Annotated in this window: 25 protein-coding genes; 13 read left to right on the top strand and 12 right to left on the bottom strand. The window is 68.3% G+C overall.

Going from position 1 to position 25,741, the window contains the following annotated elements; all coding sequences use genetic code 11:
- Window positions 1–70 precede the first annotated feature (70 nt).
- From LF41_RS07050 to LF41_RS07060, 3 genes are read left to right on the top strand one after another with little or no spacing between them, the layout of a single operon-like run.
- On the top strand, window positions 71–643 hold the full coding sequence (locus LF41_RS07050; protein WP_052116216.1) for an RNA polymerase sigma factor: 573 nt from the start codon (window positions 71–73) through the stop codon (window positions 641–643).
- Window positions 640–1,026: a hypothetical protein gene (locus LF41_RS07055; RefSeq protein WP_036167854.1), complete on the top strand. Its 387-nt coding sequence runs from the start codon at window positions 640–642 to the stop codon at window positions 1,024–1,026. Before LF41_RS07050 ends, LF41_RS07055 begins: the two co-directional genes overlap by 4 nt.
- A 4-nt stretch (window positions 1,027–1,030) precedes the next feature.
- Window positions 1,031–1,459 carry a DUF3106 domain-containing protein gene (locus LF41_RS07060; protein WP_036167856.1) on the top strand — a complete coding sequence of 143 codons (429 nt, stop codon included), beginning with the start codon at window positions 1,031–1,033 and terminating at the stop codon, window positions 1,457–1,459.
- Between the two features lie 7 nt (window positions 1,460–1,466).
- Here LF41_RS07060 and LF41_RS07065 read toward each other — a convergent pair whose 3' ends face one another.
- Both LF41_RS07065 and LF41_RS07070 read right to left on the bottom strand, forming a co-directional pair.
- Window positions 1,467–2,555, bottom strand: coding sequence for an NAD(P) transhydrogenase subunit alpha (locus tag LF41_RS07065; protein ID WP_036167859.1), 1,089 nt, complete (start codon window positions 2,553–2,555; stop codon window positions 1,467–1,469).
- Window positions 2,556–2,621: 66 nt separating this feature from the next.
- On the bottom strand, window positions 2,622–4,769 hold the full coding sequence (locus LF41_RS07070) for a DUF1631 family protein (protein WP_152599921.1): 2,148 nt from the start codon (window positions 4,767–4,769) through the stop codon (window positions 2,622–2,624).
- Between the two features lie 113 nt (window positions 4,770–4,882).
- On the opposite strand from LF41_RS07070, the gene LF41_RS07075 reads away from it, so the two are divergent.
- From LF41_RS07075 to LF41_RS07085, 3 genes are read left to right on the top strand one after another with little or no spacing between them, the layout of a single operon-like run.
- Window positions 4,883–5,476, top strand: coding sequence for a nitroreductase family protein (locus LF41_RS07075; protein ID WP_036167865.1), 594 nt, complete (start codon window positions 4,883–4,885; stop codon window positions 5,474–5,476).
- A complete protein-coding gene (locus LF41_RS07080) occupies window positions 5,473–6,408 on the top strand; it encodes a 5'-3' exonuclease (RefSeq protein WP_036167868.1) in 936 nt (311 codons plus the stop codon). Before LF41_RS07075 ends, LF41_RS07080 begins: the two co-directional genes overlap by 4 nt.
- Window positions 6,409–6,418: 10 nt before the next feature.
- On the top strand, window positions 6,419–6,973 hold the full coding sequence (locus LF41_RS07085; protein ID WP_036167871.1) for an NUDIX hydrolase: 555 nt from the start codon (window positions 6,419–6,421) through the stop codon (window positions 6,971–6,973).
- Here the strand turns inward: LF41_RS07085 and pip are convergent.
- The 6 genes from pip to LF41_RS07115 form a co-directional block, all read right to left on the bottom strand.
- Window positions 6,970–7,914, bottom strand: coding sequence for a prolyl aminopeptidase (pip, locus tag LF41_RS07090; RefSeq protein ID WP_036167958.1), 945 nt, complete (start codon window positions 7,912–7,914; stop codon window positions 6,970–6,972). The two genes, LF41_RS07085 and pip, sit on opposite strands and share 4 nt — an antisense overlap.
- A gap of 38 nt (window positions 7,915–7,952) precedes the next feature.
- A complete protein-coding gene (gene prmC, locus LF41_RS07095) occupies window positions 7,953–8,801 on the bottom strand; it encodes a peptide chain release factor N(5)-glutamine methyltransferase (RefSeq protein ID WP_036167874.1) in 849 nt (282 codons plus the stop codon).
- 46 nt (window positions 8,802–8,847) lie between these two features.
- Window positions 8,848–11,541 (bottom strand): M1 family metallopeptidase, encoded by a 2,694-nt coding sequence (locus LF41_RS07100; protein WP_036167877.1) that lies wholly within the window; start codon window positions 11,539–11,541, stop codon window positions 8,848–8,850.
- Window positions 11,542–11,697: 156 nt separating this feature from the next.
- The gene (locus LF41_RS07105) at window positions 11,698–14,538 is read right to left on the bottom strand and encodes a TonB-dependent receptor domain-containing protein (RefSeq protein ID WP_152599922.1); all 2,841 of its coding nucleotides are present in this window, start codon (window positions 14,536–14,538) and stop codon (window positions 11,698–11,700) included.
- A 142-nt stretch (window positions 14,539–14,680) separates the two neighbouring features.
- Window positions 14,681–15,214: an alkylhydroperoxidase, AhpD family gene (gene ahpD, locus LF41_RS07110; protein WP_036167880.1), complete on the bottom strand. Its 534-nt coding sequence runs from the start codon at window positions 15,212–15,214 to the stop codon at window positions 14,681–14,683.
- Between the two features lie 92 nt (window positions 15,215–15,306).
- Entirely contained in the window at window positions 15,307–15,843 is a 537-nt protein-coding gene (locus tag LF41_RS07115; protein ID WP_036167884.1) for a peroxiredoxin, read from the bottom strand.
- Window positions 15,844–15,993: 150 nt separating this feature from the next.
- Between LF41_RS07115 and oxyR the strand changes: the two genes are divergently transcribed.
- Both oxyR and LF41_RS07125 read left to right on the top strand, forming a co-directional pair.
- Entirely contained in the window at window positions 15,994–16,956 is a 963-nt protein-coding gene (gene oxyR / locus LF41_RS07120) for a DNA-binding transcriptional regulator OxyR (protein ID WP_036167888.1), read from the top strand.
- A 24-nt stretch (window positions 16,957–16,980) separates the two neighbouring features.
- On the top strand, window positions 16,981–17,586 hold the full coding sequence (locus tag LF41_RS07125) for a hypothetical protein (protein ID WP_152599923.1): 606 nt from the start codon (window positions 16,981–16,983) through the stop codon (window positions 17,584–17,586).
- A 1-nt stretch (window position 17,587) separates the two neighbouring features.
- On the opposite strand, the gene LF41_RS07130 is transcribed toward LF41_RS07125, so the two are convergent.
- From LF41_RS07130 to LF41_RS07145, 4 genes are all read right to left on the bottom strand, one after another.
- Window positions 17,588–18,499, bottom strand: coding sequence for a DMT family transporter (locus tag LF41_RS07130; RefSeq protein WP_036167892.1), 912 nt, complete (start codon window positions 18,497–18,499; stop codon window positions 17,588–17,590).
- Window positions 18,496–19,152: a glutathione S-transferase family protein gene (locus tag LF41_RS07135; RefSeq protein WP_036167895.1), complete on the bottom strand. Its 657-nt coding sequence runs from the start codon at window positions 19,150–19,152 to the stop codon at window positions 18,496–18,498. The genes LF41_RS07130 and LF41_RS07135 overlap by 4 nt, the downstream gene beginning before the upstream one ends.
- Before the next feature lie 37 nt (window positions 19,153–19,189).
- Window positions 19,190–21,244: a sensor domain-containing diguanylate cyclase gene (locus tag LF41_RS16095; protein WP_152599924.1), complete on the bottom strand. Its 2,055-nt coding sequence runs from the start codon at window positions 21,242–21,244 to the stop codon at window positions 19,190–19,192.
- Window positions 21,245–21,348: 104 nt separating this feature from the next.
- Window positions 21,349–21,615 (bottom strand): putative signal transducing protein, encoded by a 267-nt coding sequence (locus LF41_RS07145; protein WP_036167898.1) that lies wholly within the window; start codon window positions 21,613–21,615, stop codon window positions 21,349–21,351.
- A gap of 139 nt (window positions 21,616–21,754) precedes the next feature.
- Between LF41_RS07145 and LF41_RS07150 the strand changes: the two genes are divergently transcribed.
- From LF41_RS07150 to LF41_RS16945, 5 genes are all read left to right on the top strand, one after another.
- Window positions 21,755–23,509, top strand: coding sequence for a glutamine--tRNA ligase/YqeY domain fusion protein (locus LF41_RS07150; RefSeq protein WP_036167900.1), 1,755 nt, complete (start codon window positions 21,755–21,757; stop codon window positions 23,507–23,509).
- Window positions 23,506–23,814, top strand: a complete 309-nt coding sequence (locus LF41_RS07155; protein ID WP_152599925.1) for a hypothetical protein — start codon at window positions 23,506–23,508, stop codon at window positions 23,812–23,814. The genes LF41_RS07150 and LF41_RS07155 overlap by 4 nt, the downstream gene beginning before the upstream one ends.
- Window positions 23,814–24,389 (top strand): nucleoside deaminase, encoded by a 576-nt coding sequence (locus LF41_RS07160; RefSeq protein WP_036167906.1) that lies wholly within the window; start codon window positions 23,814–23,816, stop codon window positions 24,387–24,389. Before LF41_RS07155 ends, LF41_RS07160 begins: the two co-directional genes overlap by 1 nt.
- A gap of 2 nt (window positions 24,390–24,391) precedes the next feature.
- The gene (rlmM, locus tag LF41_RS07165) at window positions 24,392–25,453 is read left to right on the top strand and encodes a 23S rRNA (cytidine(2498)-2'-O)-methyltransferase RlmM (RefSeq protein WP_036167909.1); all 1,062 of its coding nucleotides are present in this window, start codon (window positions 24,392–24,394) and stop codon (window positions 25,451–25,453) included.
- An 84-nt stretch (window positions 25,454–25,537) separates the two neighbouring features.
- Window positions 25,538–25,741 (top strand): hypothetical protein (locus LF41_RS16945; protein WP_202594024.1); only part of this gene is annotated, 204 nt, incomplete at its 3' end.

The following is a 25,741-nucleotide window of genomic DNA, read 5'->3' on the forward strand; positions in this document are numbered from 1 at the left end:
TTCCCGCTCAGGCGACCCTGACCGGCCTATTGGTATGTTCCTCCGGGTGACCGATGACGCAGACGATCCGATGACCGCCTTCGCGGCCGTGGACGCCCCCGAGCGCGCCGCGCAGGCGCCGCGCACGCTCGAGGCGTTCCTCGACGGCATTTCGGCGCGCGCCTTCCGTTTCGCGGAAATGGGCCTGCGCCATCGCGACGACGCCCTCGACGTCGTGCAGGACGCGATGCTCCGCATGCTGGGTTACGCGGACAAGCCGCCGGAGGAATGGACGCCCCTGTTCTGGAGCGTGTTGCGCAGCCGCATCGTCGATGCGCAGCGCCGCAACACCTTCCGATTGAAATGGCTGCGGCCGCAATCGGCCAACGCCGAAGATCCCATCGACTGGAGCGAGCTGGTGCCGACGCACGACCCGGAATCCGACCCGTCGCGCAAGCACGACAACCGCGAAGCGTATTCGCGCATCGCCCTGGCGGTCCGCGGCTTGCCCGCGCGGCAACGCGAAGCCTTCACGCTGCGCGTGATCGAAGAACTCGACGTGGCGACCACCGCGCGCGTGATGGGATGCAGCGAAGGGTCGGTGAAAACGCATCTGTTCCGCGCCCGCGAAGCCTTGCAGGCGCAACTGGAGGAATTCGCATGAGCATCGGCGAACACAAGTCCGACGAGGCGATCCGTGCCCTGCACGCCGACGCGCTCGACCAACTCTCTCCGCGCGTGCGCGCGCAATTGCAGCAACGCCGTCGCGTGGCACTGCGGGGCGAAGGCGCGCAAGCGCCGGCTTCCAGGTGGCGCCTGGCGTTCCCGCTCGCGGCCGCGGCGGCGGTGGGTGCGCTGGCGATCGGCGTGCAATTGAATTCGCTGCCGCCGACGACGTCGGCGCCGACGGTCGCGGTGGTGCAACCGGCCGCGACGAATGCGAGCGCGAACGCCGACGAAACGGTCATCGCCTCGACGCTCGAAGAAAACCCCGATCTCTACGTATGGCTGGCGTCCGACGACGCCGCCCTGATGGCCATGGAGTAACCCGATGAACCGCCGCCCTGCCTGGCTCGCCCTGACGCTCGCGTTGCTCGCGCTGCCTGTATTCGCGCAGCAACACCCCGCGCCCGTGGGCCCGCCGCCGCCGAAGTGGGAACAACTCACGCCCGCCGAGCGCGACGTGCTGATCGCACCGATCCGCGACCGCTGGAACGATGCCGACGAAGGCCAGCGCCGCCGCATGCTCGACCACGCGCGCCGTTGGACGACGATGACGCCCGCGCAACGCGAAGCCGCACACAAAGGCATGCGCCGCTGGGACCACCTCTCGCCGGAACAACGCGACCAGGCCCGCGACCTCTTCGAACGCATGCGCTCGATGCCGCCGGACCAACGCCGCGAGTTGAAGGAAAAGTGGCGCGCGATGACACCGGAACAACGCAAGGCGTGGCTGGAGCAGCATCCGCCGAAGGATTGAGCGCGGGCTAGCGCTCCGGCCACACCGTCTTCGCAAGCAACTCGTCGTCCCAGTCGAAGGCGAGCGCGCCGTCCTTCAACAACAACGCCACGAAGTTGTAGACGTTGCGTGCGTACATCTCGCTCGCGTGCAATGCGCCCATGCTCGCGAGGTTCAGCGGGCCCGCGACGACGACGCCGTTCGATTCGATCGTCTCGCCCGGTTGCGTGCGTTCGCAGTTGCCGCCGGTTTCCGCGGCGAGGTCGACGATCACGCTGCCGGGGCGCATGCCGGCGACCATCGATGCGGTGACGATCTTCGGGGCGGGGCGGCCAGGCACCGCGGCCGTGCACACGACGACGTCGACATTCTTCAGGTGTTCGCCCAGGCGCCGTTGTTGTTCGGCGCGTTCTTCATCGGTGAGCTGGCGTGCGTAACCGCCCTCGCCAGTCGCGCTCACGCCGAGGTCGAGGAACTTGCCGCCGAGCGATTCGATCTGTTCGCGCGTCTCGGGACGCACGTCGAACCCTTCGACCTGCGCACCGAGGCGCTTGGCCGTCGCGACGGCCTGCAGGCCCGCGACGCCCGCGCCGACGATCAACACGCGCGAAGGCCGGATGGTGCCCGCGGCGGTCGTCAGCATCGGGAAGAAACGCGGCGCGAGCTGCGCGGCGATGAGCACCGCCTTGTAGCCGGCCATGCCGGCCTGCGAACTCAGCACGTCCATCGCTTGCGCGCGCGTGGTGCGCGGCAATCGTTCGAGCGGGAAGGCCAGGAGTTTGCGCGCCTGCATCGCTTCGGCGCGCGAGGCATCGGCCTGCGGTTGCAACAAGCCGACGAGGACCGCGCCTTCCTTCAGTTGCGACAGGCGCACCGCGTCGGGCGCTTGGACGCAAAGCACGACATCCGCGTCGCCGAGCGCGAGGTGGCCGTCATCGACGACTTGCGCGCCCGCGTCCGTGTAATCGGCATCTGTGAAGCCGGCGGATGCGCCTGCGCCACGCTCGATGCGCACGGAGGCGCCGGCTTTGGCCAACTTCCTGCAGGTTTCGGGCGTCAGCGCGACGCGCCGTTCGCCGGGTGCGGTTTCCCGCGCGACTCCCACTTCGACCGCCATTCGATCCGCCTCGCCTGTCGGGTGCGTTCGACGCATCCTAGCGCGACGCAACGGCCTTGCGCGGGATCAGTTCTGCCCGACGGCCCGGTTCAGGCGCGCGCGCATCTGGCGCATGGCTTCGTCGAACGGCGCCTGCTCGGTGCCCGCGACCAGGCGCCCTTCGGCCACCAGCGCGGCGAGTTGTTCGGCCGAAGCGACGAGCACGCGTGCGCCGCGGCGGTTCACGAGCAGGAAGCGACCGCTGAGCGGGCTGGTCCACGCGACCTTGGCCGCGACGTGTTCGCCCTGCTGGTCGAGCAGGCGCAGCCACTCGCCCGGGGCGAGCAGTCGCATGCGCTGCGCGACGTCCGGATCGAAGTCGAGGCCGGCATGGCCGCCGACCACGCGCAACGCGCCCTGCTCCGAATCGTCGTCCGCGACGACCGGCGGCGGCAGGTTGCGCACCATGCGAGGAAGGTCGGGTTGCGCGAGCGCGCGTACGACGCCGGCGAGCCAGTCGTTCGCACCGTGCTCATCATGGCCGCAGGCCACGAGGCATTCGACGATGGCCGGCTGCAGTGCGATCAGGCGATCGGCGACCACGCCGCCGCGCGCCTGCGCCGCGAGAGTGTCGACGACGATGAGCGCATCGGCGAGCGCGAGGACGTCGGCGTGTTTCGGCGACTCGCGGCCTTCGCGCAGCAGCGTCTGCAACAGGTGGTGCTGCCAGTGTTCGACGAGGAATTCGGCGACCGCTTCGGTCAGCGGCGTGCGCAGGCGCTGGTTGAGCGCGGCGCCCGCCTGCAGGCGCGCCTGCAGCAGGCGCTCCTTGCCGTGCACGGCTTCGGCGGCGCGCTTTTCAAGCAGGTCCACGCGCTTGCGCTGCTGGTCGAGCAGCGCTTCGAGTTCCGCGCTGGCGAGCGCGAAGATCTCGATATCTTCGTTGTAGTCGGCGACGATGCGCTGCGCGATGCCGGCCGCGCGTTCGAGCAGCTCGCGGTCCTGCGGCGTGGCGCCGTCGTTGCCTTCGCAGGCCTCGGTGATCGTGTCGAACAGGCGGCGCGCGGGGTGGTCGCGGCGCAGGAACAGGCCGTCGTCGCTGAGGGCGACCTTCACGTACGGCAACACCAGGCGCGCGTACACGCGGCGCGCGCGGTCGAGCATCGCGTGGGTCTGGAAGAGCGATTCGAACAACAGGCCGACCAGGTCGATCGCGTCGTTCTCGTGCGCGCCAATGCGGGTCTGGTCCGGGTCGAGGCCCAGCCGCCGCGCGCCTTCGCTGAGCTGGTTGCGGATCGCATCGGCGAGCGAACCGGCGCCTGCGAGCGCGCGTGCGTACGGCTCGATGCCATCGCGCTGCAGCAGCGAGGTCACGCTGATCACTTCGGCCGAGCGCAATTCGCGGCGCGGACCCCCTGTGGCAGCGGCGCCCGCGGGGGCGGACTCGGACGACCCATCTCTCCAGGCATGCAACATGGCGCGCAGTTCTCCGAAGCGTTCCATCGCGTCGACATCGGGGGATTCAGGACGGGCATGCGCGGCGGCCGGGGCCACCGTGGCGCCATCGGCGGCTTGCGCGGCAGGCGATGCGGTCTGGCTCAGGCCGTAACCGGCGGCTGCGAGCAACGTGTTGATGCGGCCGTAGAGATCGCCCAGCACGCGGGAGAGCTCGTGTTCGTACTGGCGAAACAGCAACGGGCGCAGCGTTTCCGGCAGGTCGGCGTCGTGGAAGGTCGCGAGGAACGCACCGGCCAGGCGCGTGGCGCCGATCGGGTTGGAGGAGGAGTTCGCGCCCAGGTCCCTCGCCAGCGTTTCCAGGCGCTGGTCGAGCATCTCCAGCTGCCGCACGTAGCGCTGGCCGATGGATTCGGCGAGCTTCTGTCCCGCGTAATGGAAACCGAGGTGGCGGTCTTCGACCAGGCCGAGCGGTTGCCCGTTGCGCGAGCGGTTGGGCAGCGCGCGGAAATCCTCGAAGCCCTGCGCGATCAACTGCCGATAGCGCATGACGTAACCGGCGTTGCGCTGGCGCAGGTTGAGCAGTGCGATGTGGTCGCCGCGGCGAATCTGAATCAGCCCGGCGCGGCGCGCGGCATCGTCGAGGGCCTCGGCCACCGGCGCGTACAATGCGCTGGGCACGCCGCCCAGCTGCTCGACGGCCAGGCGCTTCATCTCTTCGAGGACGCCCGTCGGGTTGGCCCGTTCCCTGGTGCCCAGATCCATTGCCTGTCCCGACATGTCCACGCGCTCCCCGGTTTGTGTCGCGTCACCAAGTGACCAAATGCGACACTGAGGGGCAGCATAGTGTCGCGTTGTGTCAACTCATCTTCGAAATTCCGGTTCTGTGACCCATGTCCCCAGTTGACCCCGATTCGTCCGACGAACTGCATTTCCTGAACGCGCGGCGGTCGGTGCCGGCCAAGCAATTGGGCGAACCCGGGCCCGATCCGGCCACCCTGGCGCGCATCCTCGCGGCCGCGGTCCGGGTGCCCGACCACGGCAAGCGCGTGCCCTTCCGGTTCATCCGCATCGCCGGGCAGGCCCGCCACGCGCTCGGCGAGCGCCTGGTCGCGCGCACGCGGGTTCGCGACCCGCAGGCCGGCGACGGCGCGATCGAAAAGGACCGCAACCGGTTCGCGCATGCGCCGCTGGTGCTTGTGGTGGTCGCCAAACAAGGATTCGACGAAAAGATTCCCGAATCCGAGCGCTTCAGCACCGCGGCCTGCGTGTGCTTCGCGCTGTTGCAGGCCGCGCAGGCCTGCGGCTTCGGCGCGCAGTGGCTGACGGGCTGGCCGGCGTACGATCCGGAAATCGCCGGCGTGCTGGGCCTGGCGGAAGACGAACGCATCTCGGGCTTCCTCCACATCGGCACGCCGAAACTCGAAGCGCCCGAACGCGACCGCCCCGACCCGCAATCGCTGCTCACCGACTGGAGCCCCGCATGAACGCACCGGCCGCCACGCAGCCACCGTCAGCCCCGCTCTACCTCGTCGACGCGAGCATGTACGTGTTCCGTGCGTGGCATTCGATGCCGAATGAATTCCACGACCACGAAGGCTGGCCGACCAACGCCGTCCACGGTTTCGCGCGCTTCCTGTTGGAGCTGCTGGAACGCGAGCGGCCGCGCCACATCGTCGTCGCGTTCGACGAAGCGCTCGATTCCTGTTTCCGCAACGCGCTGTACCCGGCCTACAAGGCGAACCGCGAATCGGCGCCGGAGGAATTGCGCCGCCAGTTCGTGCATTGCAAGGCCTTGTGCGTGGCGCTGGGCCTGGCCGTGCTCGCGCACGCGGATTACGAGGCCGACGACCTGATCGGCAGCGCGTTGCATGCCGCGCGCGCGCACGGCCATCGCGGCGTGATCGTCTCCGCCGACAAGGATCTCTCGCAGTTGCTCACCGGCATGGACGAGCAATGGGACTACGCACGCAACCAGCGCTGGACGATGGCGGGGGTCAAGGATCGCCACGGCGTCGAAGCGCACCAGATCGCGGACTACCTGGCGTTGACCGGCGACGCGGTGGACAACATTCCCGGCGTACCGGGCGTGGGGCCGAAGACCGCGGCGATCCTGCTCGCGCATTTCGGCGACCTCGATACGTTGCTCGCACGCGTGGACGAAGTGACGTTCCTGCGCATTCGCGGCGCGGCGCAGGTCGCGGCGAAACTGAAGGCGCACAAGGAACAGGCGTTGTTGTGGCGTCGCCTGACGACCATCGCGCTCGATGCACCGCTGTCGCACGACGCATTCCATCGCGGCCAGGCCGACGGCGCTGCGCTGGTGGGCCTGTGCGATGCGCTCCGCTTCGGCCCGCTCACGCGCCGTCGCTTGCAACAGGCCTCCGGCGTGCAGACGGCCGTCACTGTCGCGGGCTAGGATCGGGGGCATGGACCGCCCCGCATCCGACGACGACAAGACGCTCCTGTTCGAAGGCCAATGGCTGCGGCTGGTGAAGCGCGGGCATTGGGAATCGTGCGAGCGCACGCACGGCAAGGGCATGGCGGTGATCATCGTCGCGGCCACGCCGGACGACGAGGTGCTCTTCGTCGAGCAATACCGCGTGCCGCTCGGGTCGAAGACGATCGAGATGCCCGCAGGCCTGGTCGGCGATCAGTCCGACAACGACACGCTCGAAGCGGCGGCGACGCGCGAACTGGAGGAAGAAACCGGTTGGCGGCCTGCGCATGTCGAAGTGCTGCTGGTCGGCCCCACGTCGGCGGGCATGAGCAACGAGCGCATCGCGTTCGTGCGCGCGGAGGGGCTGGTGCGTACGGGTGCAGGCGGCGGCGTCGACGGAGAAGACATCACCGTGCACGCGGTGCAGCGCGCGCAGGCGGCGGCGTGGTTGATGCGCAAGCAGGCCGAAGGGTACGAGCTCGATCTGAAGCTGTGGGCCGGGCTGTGGATGCTGGAACGCAACCCCGACGGCTCGTTGCGTTAGCCGGCGAACTTGTCCGTCGCGCGCACCAGCGCGTCCATGTTTTCCGGTTCGAACGCCGAGTGCCCCGACGTCGGCGTGATCACCAGCTCCGACCCCGGCCACGCACGCTTGAGCTCCCACGCATTCGCGATCGGGCAGACCACGTCGTACCGGCCGTGCACGATGACACCCGGGATCGACGCGATGCGGTGCGCATCGCGCAGCAACTGATCCTCGACTTCGAAGAAGCCGCCGTTGACGAAGTAGTGGTTCTCGATGCGCGCAAAGGCGAGCGCGAACTCCGCTTCGTCATGCCCGCTGATGAAATCCGGGTCCGTGCGCAGGAAGCTCGTCGCGCCTTCCCACACGCTCCATGCGCGCGCGGCGGCGATGCGCGTTTCCGGATCCTCGCTCGTGAGGCGGCGATGGTAGGCGCTCATCATGTCGTGGCGTTCGACCGGCGGAATCGGCGCGAGGTAGTGCTCCCACACGTCGGGGAACAAGCGCGAAGCGCCTTCCTGGTAGAACCACTCCAGCTCCCAGCGCCGCAGCATGAAGATGCCGCGCAGCACGAGTTCGGTCACGCGCTCCGGGTGCTTCTGCGCATACGCGAGCGCGAGCGTCGAGCCCCACGAACCGCCGAAGACCTGCCAGCGCGCGATGCCGAGCTTGCCGCGCAGCGTTTCGATGTCTGCGACCAGGTGCCACGTGGTGTTGTCGACAAGGTCCGCGTGCGGCGTCGAACGCCCGCTGCCGCGCTGGTCGAACAACACGATGCGGTACTTGGCCGGATCGTGGAAGCGGCGCATGCGGTCGCTGACGCCGCCGCCCGGGCCGCCGTGCAGGATCACGACGGGCTTGCCGTCGGGATTGCCGCACTGTTCGTAATACATGGTGTGGCGCGCGTCGAGCTTGAGCGTGCCGGTGTCGAAGGGCTGGAGGTCGGGATAGAGCTCGCGCAACATGGTCGGCCTCCGAGCCGCGACGTGGGACGGAAAGTCTATCCCAGCGACGGTCCGCCCGGCTTGACGCCGGAGGTCACGCGTTCGCGGCGTTCCATGTCGACGCCCGTGTCGATGTCGATGAAGCCCGCGTCGGCAAACAACGCGCGCACGGCCGCGCCCTGGTCGCGGCCATGCTCGATGAGCAACGCACCGCCGGGCTTGAGATGCGTGGGCGCAGTGCGCACGATTTCGCGGATCGCATCGAGCCCGTCGGAGCCCGACGACAACGCGGACGCCGGTTCGTAGCGCAACGCCTCCAGGTGCAGGTCGCCGAGCGCGATGTAAGGCGGATTGCTCGCGATGGTGTCGTACAGCGCCTCACCCAGCGGTTCGCACCAGTGGCCGTTGCGGAATTCGACGTTGGTCAGGCGCAGCGCGCGCGCATTCGCCTGCGCGACCTCGAGTGCGGCGGCGCTGTCGTCGACGGCGACGACCTCCGCGCGGGGGCGTTCATAGGCGATGGCCAGCGCGATCGCCCCGCTGCCCGTGCCGAGATCGGCGACGCGGATCGTCTCGTCGCGCGAGAGGTGCGCGAGCGCGAGTTCGACGAGGAGTTCGGTTTCCGGGCGCGGAACGAGCGTGTCGGGCGTGACCTGGAGTTCGAAACGCCAGAAACCCTTGCGGCCGGTGAGGTAGGCGAGCGGTTCGCCGGCGATGCGCCGCGCGAGCAAGGCTTCGTATCGTTGCGCGTTGTCGGCGGCGACTTCGTCGTCGCCACGCGCGTACAACCAACTGCGCGACTTGCCGAGCACGAAGGCGAGGAGCCATTCGGCGTCGGCGTGGTCGACTTTCGTGCGCGCCTGCGCAAGCAAGGCGTCGACGCGAACGGGGGAAGGATCGGCCATGGGGCGCATCGTACTGCGATGCGCCCCGGGCCGCGACGTGCCGGTCTTACTTCTTCTTCGGTGCCACGAAGGCCAGCGGCATGCCCTTGCGCGCGGTCTTCTGCGCCGAGCACAGGCGGATCGCTTCGGCGGTCTGCTTGAGCTCCAGCGGGCCACCTTCGATCGACTTCATGCGGTCGGCGAAACGCGATTCGACATCCGCCGCCTCGGCCTCGCTGCACATGCCGGCCGAATACAGGCCGACCAGTGCCGCGCCCGCCGGCGCCAGGCGCGCCTCGAGCTCGCTGAAGTGCGCATCGACCCACTGGCGCAGCGCCGGACGGGTCTTCTCGCTGTCGGTCTGGCCGCCGACGATCGGGAAGATCTCGTTCCGACGCAGCAGGCCCTTTTCGAAGACGAGAGCCCGCGCACGTTCGGTGAGCTTGGCGTCTTCCGTCGAGCCCATCGCGGAGAGCATCTGCGAACGGATCGTCGGGTCCTGGCTCGCGCGGAAGTGCTTCTCGGCCGCGTCGAACGCTTCGCTGCCGCCCTCCTGCACCGCGACGTCGAGCGCGACGGCGCGCAGGTCCTTCGGCACCGCGTCGGCGTGCAACTGGCCGTCGCCGCCCAGGCCCAGCACCGCGCGGCCCTGCTTGCCCATTTCGGCGCGGACCTGCGGGTCCTTCGCCGTCAGCGCGAACCAGTTCACCAGCGAGGCGCGCAACAGGCGGTCGTCGTCGGACTCGCCGTCCTTCGGCATCAGGCCCAGCGCGTTGAGGCGCGGGCGATAGATGTCGGCGGCCTTCGCGCGGAACGCGGTGCGCTCGGCATCGGAGGTCAGCAGCTGCTCGTCCATCCAGCCGATGGCGCTCATGCCGGCGGTCACCGTCTGGCGCACCTGCGCGGTCGTGAACTGCGGCAGCGCGGCCAGCAGCTCCTTCGGACCGATGTGGCCCGCGCCGTAGGCGGCGGTGATCGAATCGGCGTAAACGCGCTGTTCGCGTTCGTCGAGCTTGGCGAAGGAATCCGACAACGCCTTCTGGAACTTCGGCTCCAGCGCGAAACGGTAGTAACCGGCGCCGTGCGCGTTCGGCATCACCCACTGCGGGCACGACGTGGCCTGCGTGAGTTCGACGCGCGCGGACTGGCCCGTGACGATGCCCTTCTGTTCGCGGATCGTGCCGTTGTCCGCATAGCGCACGCTGAGCGGGATGCCCCACGTGATGTTCGCATTGGCCGACGAGCCGAGCGGGAGATAACGCTTCTGCGTCACGACGAGCGCGGGCTTGCCGGCACCGCACTCGACCGCGACGGTGACGAACGGGACGCCCGGCTGGTCGATGAAGCTCTTGAACGCCGCGTCCACCGCCGCCGGATCGTCGCTCTGCTTCGCCACCGAGGCGATCAGGTCGGCGCTCGTCGCGTTGCCGCGCGCGTGGTCGTGCAGATAGTTGCGGATGCCGGTGCGGAACTGGTCCTCGCCGATGTAGCGCTCGAACATGCCGAGCACCGCGCCGCCCTTCTGGTAGGTGATGCCGTCGAACGCCGACTGGATCTGCGTGAAGTCGTTGATCGGCTCATGCACGCGACGCGTGCTGGAAAGGCTGTCGGCGCCCATCGCACCGATGGCGCCTTCGAGCAGGCCGCGGTCGGTGTGGGCTTCGGGGCGCAACTGGCCGTGGATCTTGTTGCCCATCCACGTGGCGAAGGCTTCGTTGAGCCACAGGTCGTCCCACCAACGCATCGTGACCAGGTCGCCGAACCACTGGTGCGCGAGTTCGTGCGCGCTGACGCCCCAGAACGACTGGCGCTGCGCCACCGAGGACTTCTCGTCGGGGAACATCAGGCTGTCGCGATAGACGATCAGGCCCGCGTTCTCCATCGCACCGGCCCAGAAGTCGGGGGCGGCGACGTTGTCGAGCTTGTCGAACGGATACGGCGTGCCGAAGTAATCCTCGAGCGCCTTGACGATCGGCGGGGTGTTGGCCAGCGAGTACTGCATGCGGCCGCCCTGCCCCTTGGCCGCGACGCCGCGCAGCTTGATCGGCGTGGTGCGCGTGCCGTTCGGGCCGATGTCCGGGCCGGCCGGCACATCCCAGGGGCCGACGGCGAATGCGATGAGGTAACTCGGCAACGCTTCGGTGCGGTTGAAGGTGACCTTCTTCCAGCCGCCCGGCAGCGTTTCGGTTTTCGCTTCGGCGCTGTTGGCCACCGCGACGTCGTTCTCCGGAACGATCAGCGTGATGTCCCAGGGCTGCTTGAACGCGGGCTCGTCGAACGACGGGAACGTGTTGCGCGCGCCGATCGGTTCCATCTGCGTCACGACGTAATCGTTGCCGTCCGGCTTGACGCGGTACGCGCCCTGCAGTTCGCCGAACGGGGCTTCGTACGCGATTTCGATCACCACCTTGCCGGCGGGAATCTTGCTGGCGGCCTGGACCTTCAGCACGCCGGAGACATCGGCGGGGGTCGCGGTCAGCGCGATGCGCTTCTTGCCGACGATCGCTTCTGCCTTCGAGATCTTGAGGTCGCGGCCGTGCATCCAGAACGAATCGGTCGCCTCGGACACCTGCGCTTCGATGCGCGTGGTGCCGGTGAAGTGGGCCTGCTTCGGATCGAGCTTGAGTTCCAGCGACACCAGCGACGGCACCACGGTGCGCGGCAGGGGGCCCTTCGGGACGTCGGTGTTGTCGGCGGCATGCGCGAGGCCGAGCGAGGCGACCAGCGCGGTGGCGAGGAGACTGCGGCGAAGCATGGTCATGCAGGGGAACTCCAGGGACGAATCCGCCGAGAGTACGTCGGCCGTGCCGGAAGAACCCATGACGAAAGTCCTAGAGACCGCGACTCACGTCACCGCGCGCCCTGCCCTCCCCCGCATGAACGGGAGAGGGCCGGGGATGCGTTCACGCCATGGGGATCAGAACTTCTGCTGGTACTGCAGGTACAGGAAGCGCCCGATGTCGAAGCCGCCGTAGTAGTTGAAGCTGCTGTTGGGCTGGCTGTACATCGTGGGGCCGACCTTGTCGAAGACGTTGTTGGCACCGACCGACACGGTGGACTCCCACGGCGTCGACCAGCGGTACTGCATGTCGTTGAACGTGTTGGAACCCACGCGATTGCGGCCGACGACCTTGCCGTTGGTGTACGGCGCGGCGAAGTCGGGATCGCTGCACCCGTTGGACGTGCAGTCTTCGTACAACGCCGAGTAGTAGCGCAGGCCCCAGCGCACGCCGTGGTTGCCCAACGACCAGTCGGTGTTGAGGTTCGAGCGCACGCGGAAGTTGCCTGCCCACCCGGTGTACTGCGTGGCCACCTGCGCATCGCTGCTGACCTTGGCCTGGTAGTAGTCCACGTAGGTCGTGTCCCACGCGAGGCCCACCACGCCCCACGACTGCTCCGGGAAGCGGTACCGAACGCCGAAGTCGTAGCCCGCGGTTTCGAATGCCGCGATGTTGTCGACCGCGTAGCTCAGGCTTGTGACTTCGCCCGTCACCGCATCGCGGGTGAAGCGCGCGCAGCTGCTCGACACGTTGCGGACGTAGCAATCGTTGAGGATCGCAGTCGCGCTGTCGGCCACGATCGCGTTGTCGATGCTCACCCGCCACCAATCCAGGCTGACGTTGAGACCCTCGACTTCGCTCGGGCTGTACACGAACCCGATGGTCGCCGTTTCCGACTCTTCCGGCTGCAGATCCGGATTGGAGCCCGACAGGAAAGGCATGTTCGACTGCGAGTTCGGACCGGCGGCTGGAATGCCGCCCTGCGCGATCTGCTGGTAACCCGGCGGCACCGCGGCGTCGCACGCCGGCGTGCCGCGCGCCGCTCCGTACCGCGAATCGCATGGGTCGGTATAGAAGACGAAGCTCTGGTTCTGCGGCCCGTACAGGTCGTTGATCGTCGGCGCGCGGAAGCCTTCGCCCCAGGTACCGCGCACCATCAGGTCGGCGATCGGCTTCCATTCCATGCCAACCTTGCTGTTGGTGGTCGCGCCGAACGAGCTGTAGTTCGAATAGCGCGACGACAGGTTGACCGCGAGGACCTGCGCGTAGGGCTTGTCGGCGAGCAGCGGGATGTTCGCTTCGGCGTAGAGCTCGTCGAGGTGGTACGCGCCACCGCTGTTGCCCGAGCCGAGGTTGGTCGACAGACCGGTCTGGCGCAGCGCGTCGGGCGAGAAGTTGCCGCGTTCGCGGCGGTGTTCGTAACCGACGGCCAGACCGAGGTCGCCTGCGGGCAGTTCCGCGAGGACGCCGGCGACGTTGGCGAACAGCGAGGTCGTTTCCGTTTCGCCGACGTCGTGGCCGATGGGCATCAGGTAGGACTGCAGCGCCGGATCGGCGAGCGAACCCACCACGCCGCTGCCGTACGGCGCGAGCGGATTCCACGGGATGCACTGGCCGGCGCCGTAGTTCGCGCCGTACATGATCGGCGCAGCCGCGGTGCCGCATTCCACGCGATTGGTCGCCGGGTTGAACCACGAGGCGCCCGTCGCGCGCTGCACGGCGGGAATCAGGAGGTTGCCGGTACTGTCCTTCACGGTGCGGAAGGTGTTCTGGAAGAAGCCGGTGTCGTACGTCCACGGCATGCCACCCGCGTCGAAGCGGCCTTCGAGCTTGACGCCGTAACGCTGCGTGGTGGCCTTGCTGTCGGTCACGCGCGGCACTTCCCACGTGCGGCGGAAGTAATGCACGTCGTTGCCGGTCGGGTTGAACCAGCTCTGGCCCGACAACAGGTTGCTGCCGGAGGATTGCCACGGATAACCGGCGATCTGCTGCATCGTGTCGCGGTGGTTGTAGAGCGCATCGACGACGAGGGTGAGGTGTTCGTTGAGGTCGACGCCCGCGTTGGCGAACACCGAGGTGCGTTCCATGCCCGTCATCAACGACATCTGCGCGTTGGGCTCGGCATAGTCGGCGGAGGTGTACGGACGGTAGCTCGCCAGGTCGCGCGGGTCGCCGCTGGCATACGTCAGCCACGTCGACGGATTGGTGCGGCCAATGCGCAGCACGCCCTTCTCGGAGACGGCGCTGTTGGTGCCGTCGGCGGTGAACGCGCGGTCCTTCGCCCACACCGGGTCTTCCACCGCGTGCGCGACGCCCGCGGTGATCCAGCCACGGTCGTTGGTCAACCCGAAGGTTGCGTCGTAGGACTGCTTGCGCCCGTCGCCCACGTCGTATTCGCCGAGGTAGACATTGGCTTCGCCACCGTCGAACCGGCGACGCGTGATGATGTTGACGACGCCGGCGATCGCGTCGGAGCCGTAGATCGACGAGGCGCCGTCCTTCAGGATCTCGATGCGTTCGACGACGGCGGTCGGGATCTGCGAAACGTCGGAGTAGCCGCTCGTCGTGGTGCCGAGGCGCTGGCCGTCGAGCAGGATCAGCGTGCGCTGCGGGCCGAGGTCGCGCATCGAAATGTAGGACCCGCCGACGTTCTCGCCGCTCGACAGCGCGTCGGCACGACTGATGGCGGGCGAACCGATGGCGGTCGACGACTGCAGGATGTCGGCGACGGACTGCAGGCCCATGCGCTGCATCTCGACGCGCGAGATGACCTGGACGGGCTGGACGGTTTCCACGTCCACCGCACGCGCGATGCGCGAACCGGTGACGGTGACGGTCTGGAGGGTGGCGGGCGCGGGGGTGCCTTCGGCGTCTGCGGCAGCAGGGGCGTCCTGCGCGTGGAGCGGCAGGACGACGGCGAATGTCGCGCCCGCGAATAGGGCGCGACAAATGGCGTCGCGCAGCATCGTGCGTGTCATGGGTCTCTCCGGTCTGTGTTTGGCCGCGATTGCGGCGGCCAACGGACGTTACAAATCCGTTCGACCCATGAGCGGAGGAATGACGCGCTTAACGTCGGAGAGCTTTCACCGGTTTCCGCCGAAAGCTCCGACCATGATTGGATCAATCCGCGCTTTGTTCCAACGTGACCGCCACCGCGTGCAGCACCGCCGCGATCTTCAGCGCGCTTTGCACGCCCTGCGCGCTGATATCGTGCATGCGCAGCGTGCGTTCGTGCGAATCCAGGCAGGCGCCGCAGCCGTTGATGGCCGACACCGCGAGCGAGGCGAGTTCGAAGGTCATCTTGTCGACGCCCGGGCTGGCCATGACGTTCATGCGCAGGCCGGCGCGCATCGTGCCGTACTCGTCGTTGTGGATCAGGTGCGTGGCGCGGTAATAGATGTTGTTCATCGCCATGATCGCGGCCGCGGCGCGGGCACCGTTCAATTCTTCCGGCGAGAGCTGTTCGGCGGCGAAGGCTTCGATGGCCGACACGAGCGGGCGGTGGCGCGCGGCGATCGCGCAGGCCAGCGCGATGACGCGGATGCGCTTGGCGTCGAGGCCCGCGGCGCCGGTTTCGCTCAGCACCGAGTCGAGGTTGAGCTTGAGATCCTTCGCGTAGTCGGGAAGCGTGTTGCGCAATTCCTGCAAATTCATTTTTCAGTGCTCCGGATAAAACCGTGGCCGGGGGTCGCCCGGCCACGGTGGGTCCCGCTTCGAGGGGGAGGCGGTCTTACATCACGCGCGGATCAGGCGACCTTGAGGGTGTCGTCGCCCTGCTTCCAGTTGCACGGGCACAGCTCGTCGGTCTGCAGCGCGTCGAGCACGCGCAGCACTTCTTCCGGGTTGCGGCCGACGGAACCGGCGGTCACGTAGACGAACTGGATCTCGCCGTTCGGGTCGACGATGAACGTCGCGCGCTGCGCAACGCCGTCGGAACCCAGGATGCCCAGCGCCGAGGTCAGCTCGCGCTTGATGTCGGCCAGCATCGGGAAGGGCAGGCTGTTGAGGTCCTTGTGGTGCGTGCGCCAGGCGTGGTGCACGAACTCGCTGTCGGTCGACCCGGTCAGCAGCTGCGCGTCACGGTCCTTGAAGGCCTGGTCGAGCTTGGCGAAACCGGTGATTTCCGTCGGGCACACGAAGGTGAAGTCCTTCGGGTAGAAGAACACGACCAGCCACTTGCCCTTGTACGTGTTGTTGTCGATGTCCACGAACGCGTTGTTCAGGTCGTTCGAGACGGTGGCCTTGAGGTTGAACTGGGGGAACTTGTCGCCGACGGTCAACATGCGGGAGTGCTCCTAAAGTGCACAGGGGAAAGAGGGGAGATTGGGGTCGCCGGGTGCGGACCCCCGGCGAAGAACAGGCAGTTTGCCGTTCGTCGCCCGATACGGCAAGTCGATTGTTACGATGCAGACGATAGGTATAGGCTATCGGTCATGAACCTCCGCGATCTGCGCTACCTGGTGGCTCTCGCCGACCACAAGCACTTCGGCCGCGCGGCCGAGGCCAGCTTCGTCAGCCAGCCGACGTTGTCGACGCAGATCCGCAAGCTGGAGGAAGAACTCGGCGTGGCGCTGGTCGAACGCGCCCCGCGCAAGGTGATGCTCACGCCCGCCGGCCGCGACATCGCCGACCGCGCGCGCCGCATCGTCGCGGAAGTCGAACAGATGCGCGAAGCCGCGCGCCGCAGCCGCGACCCCGAAGCGGGGACCGTGCGCCTCGGCTTGTTCCCGACGCTGGGGCCTTACTTGTTGCCGCATGTCGTGCCGCGCATCCGCGCGCAGTTCCCGAAGCTCGAACTACTGCTCGTGGAGGAAAAGAGCGACGTGATCCTCTCGCGCCTGCGCGAAGGCAAACTCGACGCGGGCCTGCTCGCGCTGCCGGTGCACGACGATCAACTGCACGTGCAATTCCTGTTCGAGGAACCCTTCCTGCTCGCGGTGCCGGAAACCCACCACCTCGCGAAGCGCAAGCAACTGGCGCTGGCCGACCTGGCCGACGAACGCCTGCTCCTGCTCGAAGACGGTCATTGCCTGCGCGACCAGGCATTGGACGTGTGCCAGCTCGCGGGGGCCGGCGAGATGCGCGATTTCCAGGCGACGAGCCTGGAAACGCTGCGCCAGATGGTCGCCGCGAATGTCGGCGTGACCTTGTTGCCCACGCTCGCGGTGAAGCCGCCGGTCGCACGGTCGATGGACATCCACCTGATTCCGTTCCGCGACACGAACCCGAGCCGCAGGATCGCGATGGTGTGGCGCAAGAGTTCGGCGATGGGCGCGTTCCTCGAACGCCTTGCGCAAGTCTTCTGCACGCTGCCGCCGGAACTGTTCACGCCGACGTCCGAGCTCGCTCCCCCGCCGCCCGCCAAACGCCCGGAGGCGAAAGGCAAACGCGCATGAGCCTCCGCAAGTGGGCCGGTCCTCGTGGTCATCGCCGCCATCGCCTTCTGGTGGTGGCATCGCACGCCCGATGCGCCGGCTGCCGTCGCCGGTGCGACGGTGTCGTGCCCGCCGCCGCCGCGCGTCATCGCGGGGGAAGCACCGTTGCAAAGCCCGGTGCCCGACGGGTTCGGCGCCATCCCCCTGCAACCGGCACGCCTGCGGCCGCTCGCGGGGTTCAGCGTCGATGCGCGCGTGCTGTCGCGCGAGGACTACGCACTCGGCCGCGAATCCGATCTCTCTCCCACCGATCTCGCGCTCGGCTGGGGCCGCATGCGCGACGACGCGGTGCTCGACCACCTGTCGATCGATCAGTCGAACCGCTGGTACCACTATCGTTGGCGCGGCGACCCGCCGATTCCCGTGCGCGAGATCGTCCGCTCCAGCGCGAACATGCACATGATTCCCGCCGACGGCAACGCGGCGCGTGCGCTCGCGCAGGTGCGCGCCGGCGACAACGTGCGCATCGACGGCTGGCTGGTCGAAGCCGACGCCCCCGATGGCTGGCGCTGGCGCAGCTCGCTCACGCGCGAGGACAGCGGCAGCGGCGCCTGCGAAGTCGTCTACGTGTGTTCGATTTCGCGCGAGTGAGTCACGCGTCGGCGGCGCGGTTGCCCGCACCGCGCGTCAATCCCAGGAAGATGCCCGCAAGCGAAAGCGCAAGCCCGATCATGCCCAGCGCATCGAGCCGCGTGCCGAACAGCAGCGCATCCCAGACATACGCCATCAGCGGTTGCAGCAACAGGCACAGGCCCAGCACGCCGGCGGTCAACTTCGGCATCGCCTTGCCGATCACGAGCCACCCGCACACCTGCGCGATGAGCGCATAGGCGAGCAGAGACCCCCAGTCCGCGTGGCTTTTCGGCGGCAATGCTTCGCCGCCGGCAAGCGCCATCGGCAGCAGCAACACGGCGGTGAACACGCACATCCACCACAACAGCGATTCGTTCGACGCGCCTTCGCGCGTGCCCTGCGCCTTTCGGAACGCGATCAGGAAGCCGGCGTAAGCCGCGGCGGTGCCGAGGCCGAACCACACGCCGACATGGAAGCGGGCGTCGAAATGCGACCACCCCGGCACGAGCATCAGCGCCAGGCCCGCGACCGCGAGCGACAAGCCGGCCCACAGCCGCCAACCCCCATGTTCGCCGAGCAACAGCGCACCGTACCCGGCGAGCACGAACACCTGGAAGTTCCCCAGCAGCGTCGCCATGCCCACGCCGACGAACAGGATGCTCCGGTGCCACATCCACAGATCGAGCGCGAAGAACACCGCGGCGATGGCGACCAGGCCGAGCACGCGCGGCGTGGGCGTGAACGTGGACACGCCGCGCCGGATGGCGACCGCGAGTACCGGCAACAACATTCCTGCTGCCAGCGCCATGCGCCAGAAGGCAGACGCCGTCGGCCCCATGTCGACCCACCGCACGAATACCGCCGAGGTGCTGATCAGCACTGCGCCGAGCAGCATCGTTGCCAGCGGGCCGCGCGCGGCGGCGCTGCTCATGCGCGGAACTTTTCGGTGTCGGGGAGATATTCGATTTCGGCGAACCCGGCGTCGCGCCACTCCTGCCACGCCGGCAGCGACTGGATGGCATCGGCGAACGCACGTGCGGTGTCGTCCATTTCCACGCCGTACGACAGGAAGCGCGAGACCACCGGCGCGTACATCGCATCGACGATCGAGAACGCGCCGCACAGGAAGTCACCGCCCTGCCCGTGTGTTTGCTTCAGTTCGCGCCAGATCGCCTGGATGCGGTCGATGTCGCGCTGCGCTTCCGCATCCGGCCGATAGTTGTCGGGCGTGCGGCGCATGTTCATCGGGCATTGCTTGCGCAGCGCCGTGAAGCCCGAATGCATCTCCGCGGCGGCCGAACGCGCCTGCGCGCGGGCCGCCGTCTCCGCCGGCCAGCCGCGCCCATCGAGGTACTGCTCGTTGGCGTATTCGCAGATCGCGAGCGAGTCCCAGATCACCAGGCCGTCGTCGTGCAATGCGGGCACGCGCAGGTTCGGCGCCCACTTGCCCACGTCCTGCTGGAAGTGCGGCGTGTCGAGCAGGATGCGCACTTCATCGAACGCCACGCCGAAGGTGCGCAGCACGAGGAAGGGACGCAGGGACCAGGAGGAGTAGTTCTTGTTGCCGATGACGAGGGTAAGCATCGAAGGGGGGCCGAACGCGGACAGACGCCCATCCTAGCTAGGAGAACACCGCCGGCGCCACGTTCACCCGGTTCCGTCCGCCACGCTTGGCGGCATACAACGCCTGGTCGGCGCGCGCGACGGCGGCGGCCGGTTCGCTTTCGCGCGGCAGGCGCGTGGCCACGCCCACGCTCACCGTGATGCGGATCGGCTTGCCTTCGTAGTCCAGGCGCACCAGTTCGATCGCCGAGCGGATCCGTTCGCCGAGCTGGCGCGCATCGTCGCCGTTGCGGCCCGGCAGCACGATGACGAACTCCTCGCCGCCGTAGCGGCCCAGCAGGTCGGTCGGCTGCAATTCCTTCCGCAACACTTCGGAGACCTGCCGCAACACCGCATCGCCCGCCGCATGGCCGTGCGTGTCGTTGATCGACTTGAAGTGGTCGATGTCGACGAACAGCACCGACAGCAATTGCTCCTCGCGATGCGCGTCGGAAAAACAGCGCGAGAGCCACAGGTCGATCGTGCGCCGGTTGAACGTGCCGGTCAGCGCATCGAGTTCCGCCGAGCGGCGCAGGCTCAGCGCCGCCGCCGCCTCGTCCGCGTGCTGCACCGCCAGGCGCCCGAAGTCGCTGGCGAGCGCGAGTTCTTCGTCGGTGAAGCTCGACCCATCGCTGCGCTGCAGGAGCAGGACGCCCCATGCCGGGGCGCGGATCGGCAGCGGCACCACGCCATGCAGGAGGTGCACCGACTCGCCGTTGCCCAGTTGCAACTGCACCGGCGCCTGCGTGCGCGCCAGGCCTTTCATCATGCCCATGCGCGCGGCGAGCAGGTCGGTGTAGTGCGGCTTGCTCGAGATCGGTTCGGCCAGCAGCAGATCGAAGCCGTGGAAGCCGTATGCGACCAGCGCCGCCGATTCCAGCCGCAGCAAGGGCAGCAGGCGTTCGAACACGCTGCGGAAGGCGGCCCATTCCAGGTCACCGGCAGGCAGTTCGCGCAAGCGGCGCTGGAGTTGCTGCACGAGTTCGACGCGCGCCGCTTCGCGTTCGAGGCGGCGCTCGCTGTCGCCACGCGCGAGGCGTTCGCGGTCGCGCTCGTCGCGCACATGCGCGATGCGGCCGATCATGCCGACCGCGACGAGCAATACGCAGATCGTCAGCGCGAGCTGCGGTCCGTAGCGCACCCAGAAGCCGTGGATGCCGAACGGCGCGAACGCGCGCAACGCGAACGCGCCGGCGACGAGCAGCACCACGGTCAGCACCGACAAACTGTTCCAGACCCGGTTGCGCACGGCCACGATGGCGGTGGCGATGGTGAACACCAACGTCGCACCGCCGACCAATGCCGCGCCCCACGCCATCGGCCACGCCAGCGCATCCAGGCGCAGCAGCGCGATCGCGGCCAGCCCGAGCGCCACGTAGCGCAGGACATTGCCGACGCGATCGAGCCTGGGCGATGCGAGTTCGAGTTCCGCGTACCGCTGCGCGAGCCACGTCGCCGCCGCGCAATGCAGCAGTTGCAGCGCCCACACGCCCTGCGCACCCCACAGCGCGAACCACCGCACGCCGGTCCATCCGTACAGATGCCCGTTGGAGGCGACGAACCACGCGAACGCACTCGCCGACAACGCCAGCAACGCAAGGTAGATGCGGTCGCGCACCGCGGCGAACAACGACAGCGCCATGAACGCGAGCACCGCGAGGCTCGCGTAGTTGGCGCCAGCGAGCGCGCCGCCGCGCTGCTGCAATTCGGCCACGCCCGAGGCGGTCTGCGACGTGGGGCGCACGTTCACGGGCGCCTGCGTCGAAATCATCAGGTCGACGTCTTCCACGCCTCGCGGCAGCTCGAACGCGAAGCCGGTGGGGAAGGACGGGATGTCTTCCTCGGGCCGGAAGAACGATTGTTTCGGCGAGCGCCACGTCCCGTGTTCGAGCCACACCTCGTCGACCATGACGCGCTGCACCCACAACCGGTCGATCTCGGCGTTGTCACGCGCCAGGTGCAGGGGAATCCGGACCGGCGTCGCCGAGGGCGGCACGTGGACCAAGTTGCCTTCCGCGACGCGCGGCGCCGACGGCCGATGCGCGACGGCGCCGGCGTCGTTGGCGAAGGTCACGCAGCACCACGCCAGCACCCATGCGCCGGCGCACAACAGGGCGGCGCGCGCCGGCCCGAAGGCGGATGCCCCTGCCGACCTCCCCCCGATGGCCGGCCGGGCGTTCAGGCGAGCAATCCCGAGGTGGGCAAGGGTGGCGCCTCCGGCGCCGCATCCGGGTCGGCCGACAGGGCGAGGCCCTCGACGACCGCGCGCGCCTCGGGCCAGGCGGCCTCCGGCACGCAGACCTGCACCAGTCCGAAGATCCCCAGTTCCCCGAGGCCGCCGAGCAACGCCTCGCCGCGAACGAACGCAGGCAACCCCGCCGCCTCCAGTGCATGGCGCACCAGGTGGGCGTCGATGACATGCTCCGCTTCGTAGACAACCCGCATACGGGGTCACTCCCGGTTCGAGAACTGTGTCGCAACTTTCATGCCATCCAACGTAAACCGATGCGCAGACAGGCCGTCGGCTAAACTCGCAGCCCGTCACAGTACGCCCGCCCGTCGGGCCCGGACCCCAGAACCCAACGTGTCGACCGCCCCCGCCCCCACGGCCGCCGAAGCCGCCGAGACCCCGCGCCCCACCGATTTCATCCGGCAGATCGTCCGCGAGGACCTCGCCAGTGGCCGCCATGCGGCCATCAAGACCCGCTTCCCGCCGGAGCCGAACGGATTCCTGCACATCGGCCACGCCCGCGCCATCTGGACCGATTTCGGCATCGCGGCCGAATTCGGCGGCTGGTGCAACCTGCGCCTGGACGACACCAACCCCGTGAAGGAAGACCCGGTGTACGTCGAGGCCATCAAGGACGACGTGCGGTGGCTCGGCTTCGACTGGCACGACCTGCGCCACGCCTCCGATTATTTCGAAGTGCTGTACCTGTCCGCCGAAAAGCTGATCCGGCAGGGCGACGCATTCGTCTGCGACCTCACGGCCGAACAGGTGCGCGAATACCGCGGCAACCTCACCGAGCCGGGCCGCAACTCGCCCTTCCGCGACCGGGGCGTCGATGAAAACCTCGACCTCTTCCGCCGCATGCGCGCCGGCGAGTTCCCCGACGGCACGCGCACGCTGCGCGCGAAGATCGACATGGCGTCGGGCAACATCAACCTGCGCGACCCCGCGCTGTACCGCATCAAGCACGCCGAACACCACCAGACCGGCAACGATTGGCCGATCTACCCGATGTACGACTATGCGCACTCGCTGAGCGACGCGGTCGAAGGCATCACGCATTCGCTGTGCACGCTGGAATTCGAAGACCACCGCCCGCTCTACGACTGGTGCGTGGACAAGGTGGACCTCGCGCGCCATCCGGAACTCGTCGCGCCGCTGACGGGCAAGGGCTTGCCGTTCGAAGCGAGCAAGCCGCGCCAGATCGAATTCTCGCGCCTGAACATCAACTACACCGTCATGAGCAAGCGCAAGCTCATGGCGCTCGTGCAGGACGGCCTCGTCGACAGCTGGGACGACCCGCGCATGCCGAGCCTGCAGGGCATCCGCCGCCGCGGTTACACGCCCTCGGCGCTGAAGTTGTTCGTCTCGCGCCTGGGCCTGTCGAAGCAGAACTCGCTGATCGACTTCTCCGTGCTGGAGAACACGCTGCGCGAAGACCTCGACGCGCACGCGCAGCGCCGCATGGCGGTGCTCGCGCCGCTGAAGTTCGTGCTGGGCAACCTGCCCGAGGGCCACGAAGAAACGTTGCGCTTCGCGAACCATCCCAAGGACGAATCGCAGGGCGAACGCGAGATCCCGTTCTCGCGCGAGCTGTGGATCGAACGCGACGACTTCGCCGAGGTCCCGCCGAAGGGCTGGAAGCGCCTGGTGCCCGGCGGCGAGATCCGCTTGCGCGGCGCCGGCATCGCGCGCGTGGATGAAGTGATCAAGGACGCCGATGGCGAGGTCGTCGAGCTGCGCGGTTGGCTCGATCCGGAATCGCGCCCCGGCATGGCCGGCGCCGACCGCAAGGTGAAAGGCACGATCCATTGGGTCAGCGCAAAACACGCGGTGCCCGCCGAAGTACGTTTGTACGACCGCCTGTTCAACGTCCCCGATCCCGACGACGACACCGACGGCAAGACCTATCGCGATCACCTGAATCCCGAATCGCGCACCGTCGTGCGTGCGTACGTCGAACCGGCCGCCGCGCTGGCGACGCCGGAGCAGAGTTATCAGTTCGAACGCATCGGGTATTTCGTGGCCGATCGCCGCGACCATCGCAGCGACGCGCCGGTCTTCAACCGCAGCGTGACGCTGCGCGATACATGGACGGGGAAGGCATGAACCTCCTGCGGATGATGGCGGTCGTTGCGTGTCTGGCGCTCGCGGCCTGCGCCGCGCCGGCGTCGCAGGATCAGTCGCAGGCGCCGGTGACGGCGTCGACGACGCAACACCCGGTGTCGATCCGCCGCACCGGCGGCCCGAACCAGCCGCAGCGTTACGACAACAGCTGCCAGGTCGATGCCGATTGCAACGCGAAGCCGCAGTGCATCGAGGCCGAATGCCGATGCGCGCGCAACGCCTGCCTCGCCAGGCGCGAGGCGGTGGATCCGGTGATCGATCCCGCGCCGGCCTCCTCGGTGCGCTGATGCTCTACGCCCAACTTCACCTCACGCTGCCGGCCTGGGTGCACGAGGCGGTCGACACCTCGCGCACGTACGCCAGCGACGCCGACAAGGTCGCGCTGGCCATCGACCTGTCCGCGCGCAACATCGATGCGCAGACGGGCGGGCCGTTCGGCGCGGCCGTGTTCGGGCCCGACGACCGCGTCATCGCCGTCGGCGTCAATCGCGTCGTGCCGCATTCGTGCTCGGTCGCGCACGCGGAAATGATGGCGTACATGCTCGCGCAGCAGCGTCTGCAACGCATGCGCCTCAACGAATCCGCGCCGGGCGAAGGCGCCGGCCCGATGGTGCTCGCCACCTCCGCGCAACCGTGCTGCCAATGCTACGGCGCGACGTTCTGGGCGGGCATCGATGCTTTGCTGATCGGCGCCCGCTCCGAAGACGTGATGCGCCTGACCGAATTCGACGAAGGCCCGTTGCCGAACGACTGGATCGGCGAACTCGAACGCCGCGGCATCGCCGTCACGCGCGACTTGCATCGCGACGCCGCCTGCGACGTGCTGCGCCGCTACGGCGAAACCGGCGGCGCGTTCTACTGAGCGTGGAAGCCGAACGCACCAACGGATTGCTGTGCTACTGCCGCCCCGGGTTCGAGCCCGAGCTCGCGGCCGAACTCGGCGAGCGCGCGGCGCACGCCGGCGACGCGGGCTGGGCGCGCGCGGAACGCAACACCGGATTCGTGCAGTTCTTCAGCACGCAGGGCCACGCGCTCGCGCAACAGTTGCCGCTGCGCGAGCTGATCTTCGCCCGGCAGAAACTACGCTTGCTCGCCGACCTGCGCGATCTCGAGGCGAAGGACCGCATCACGCCGATCCTGGCGGCGTTGTTCGAACGCGCGGCATTCGGCGATCTGATCGTCGAACACCCCGATTCCGATGAAGCGCGGCCGCTCGCGGGCCTGGCGCGCAGCTTCGGCAATGCCTTGCGTCCTGCGTTGCGCAAGGCGGGATTGTTGACGCCACAGGCCGACGACAAGTTGCCGCGCCTGCATGTGTGCTTCCTGACCGGCGATCACGCGCTGCTCGCGGTCGGCCATCCGCGCGATGCATCGCCGTGGCCGTCGGGCATCCCGCGCCTGCGCACGCCGCCGGATGCGCCGTCGCGTTCGGCATTGAAGCTCGACGAGGCCTTCCTCGTCCTGCTCGAACCCGACGAGCGCGCACGCTGGCTGCAATCGGGCATGCGCGCCGCGGATCTCGGCGCGGCGCCGGGCGGCTGGACGTGGGTGCTGACGCGCCACGGCGTGCGCGTCACCGCGATCGACAACGGGCCGATCCGGCAACACGTGCTCGACACGGGCCTGGTCGAACATCTGCGCGCCGACGGGTTCCAGTGGCAACCGCCCCGGCCGCTCGACTGGATGGTGTGCGACATGGTCGAGTCGCCCAAGCGCGTCGCCGCGCGCATGGCGCAGTGGTTCCGCGAAGGCTGGTGCAAGCACGCGGTGTTCAACCTCAAGCTGCCGATGAAGAAGCGCTGGGACGAGACGCGCGAATGCCTGGCGTTGTTCGAACAGCAGAGCCAACGGCCGATGCGCGTGCGCGCCAAGCAGCTCTACCACGACCGGGAAGAGATCACGGTCTTCGCGATGGCGCGTAACTGAACGGCCGCGACCGGCGGTCGCGTGAATTGACGGGCGTTTGATCCCGTCGCTCCTACGGTCCCCTCGTCCCCGCAGGGAGTGCCCATGCAAATGACCCGCAAGACGACGTTATCGATCGGCCTGCTCGCCGCGCTCGCGGCCGTGCCGGCGTTCGCGCAAACCACGACCGCGCCCACGCCGACGGACCCGCAGACGCAGCCGATGCCGCCGATGCCTCCGACACCTCCTTCTCCGGTGACGCCGCCGACGCCGCCCATGCCGCCGGTCCCGCCGACGGACCAGCCGCCG

Origin of the sequence: Lysobacter dokdonensis DS-58 (assembly GCF_000770795.1) — a bacterium.
GTDB lineage: Bacteria > Pseudomonadota > Gammaproteobacteria > Xanthomonadales > Xanthomonadaceae > Noviluteimonas > Noviluteimonas dokdonensis.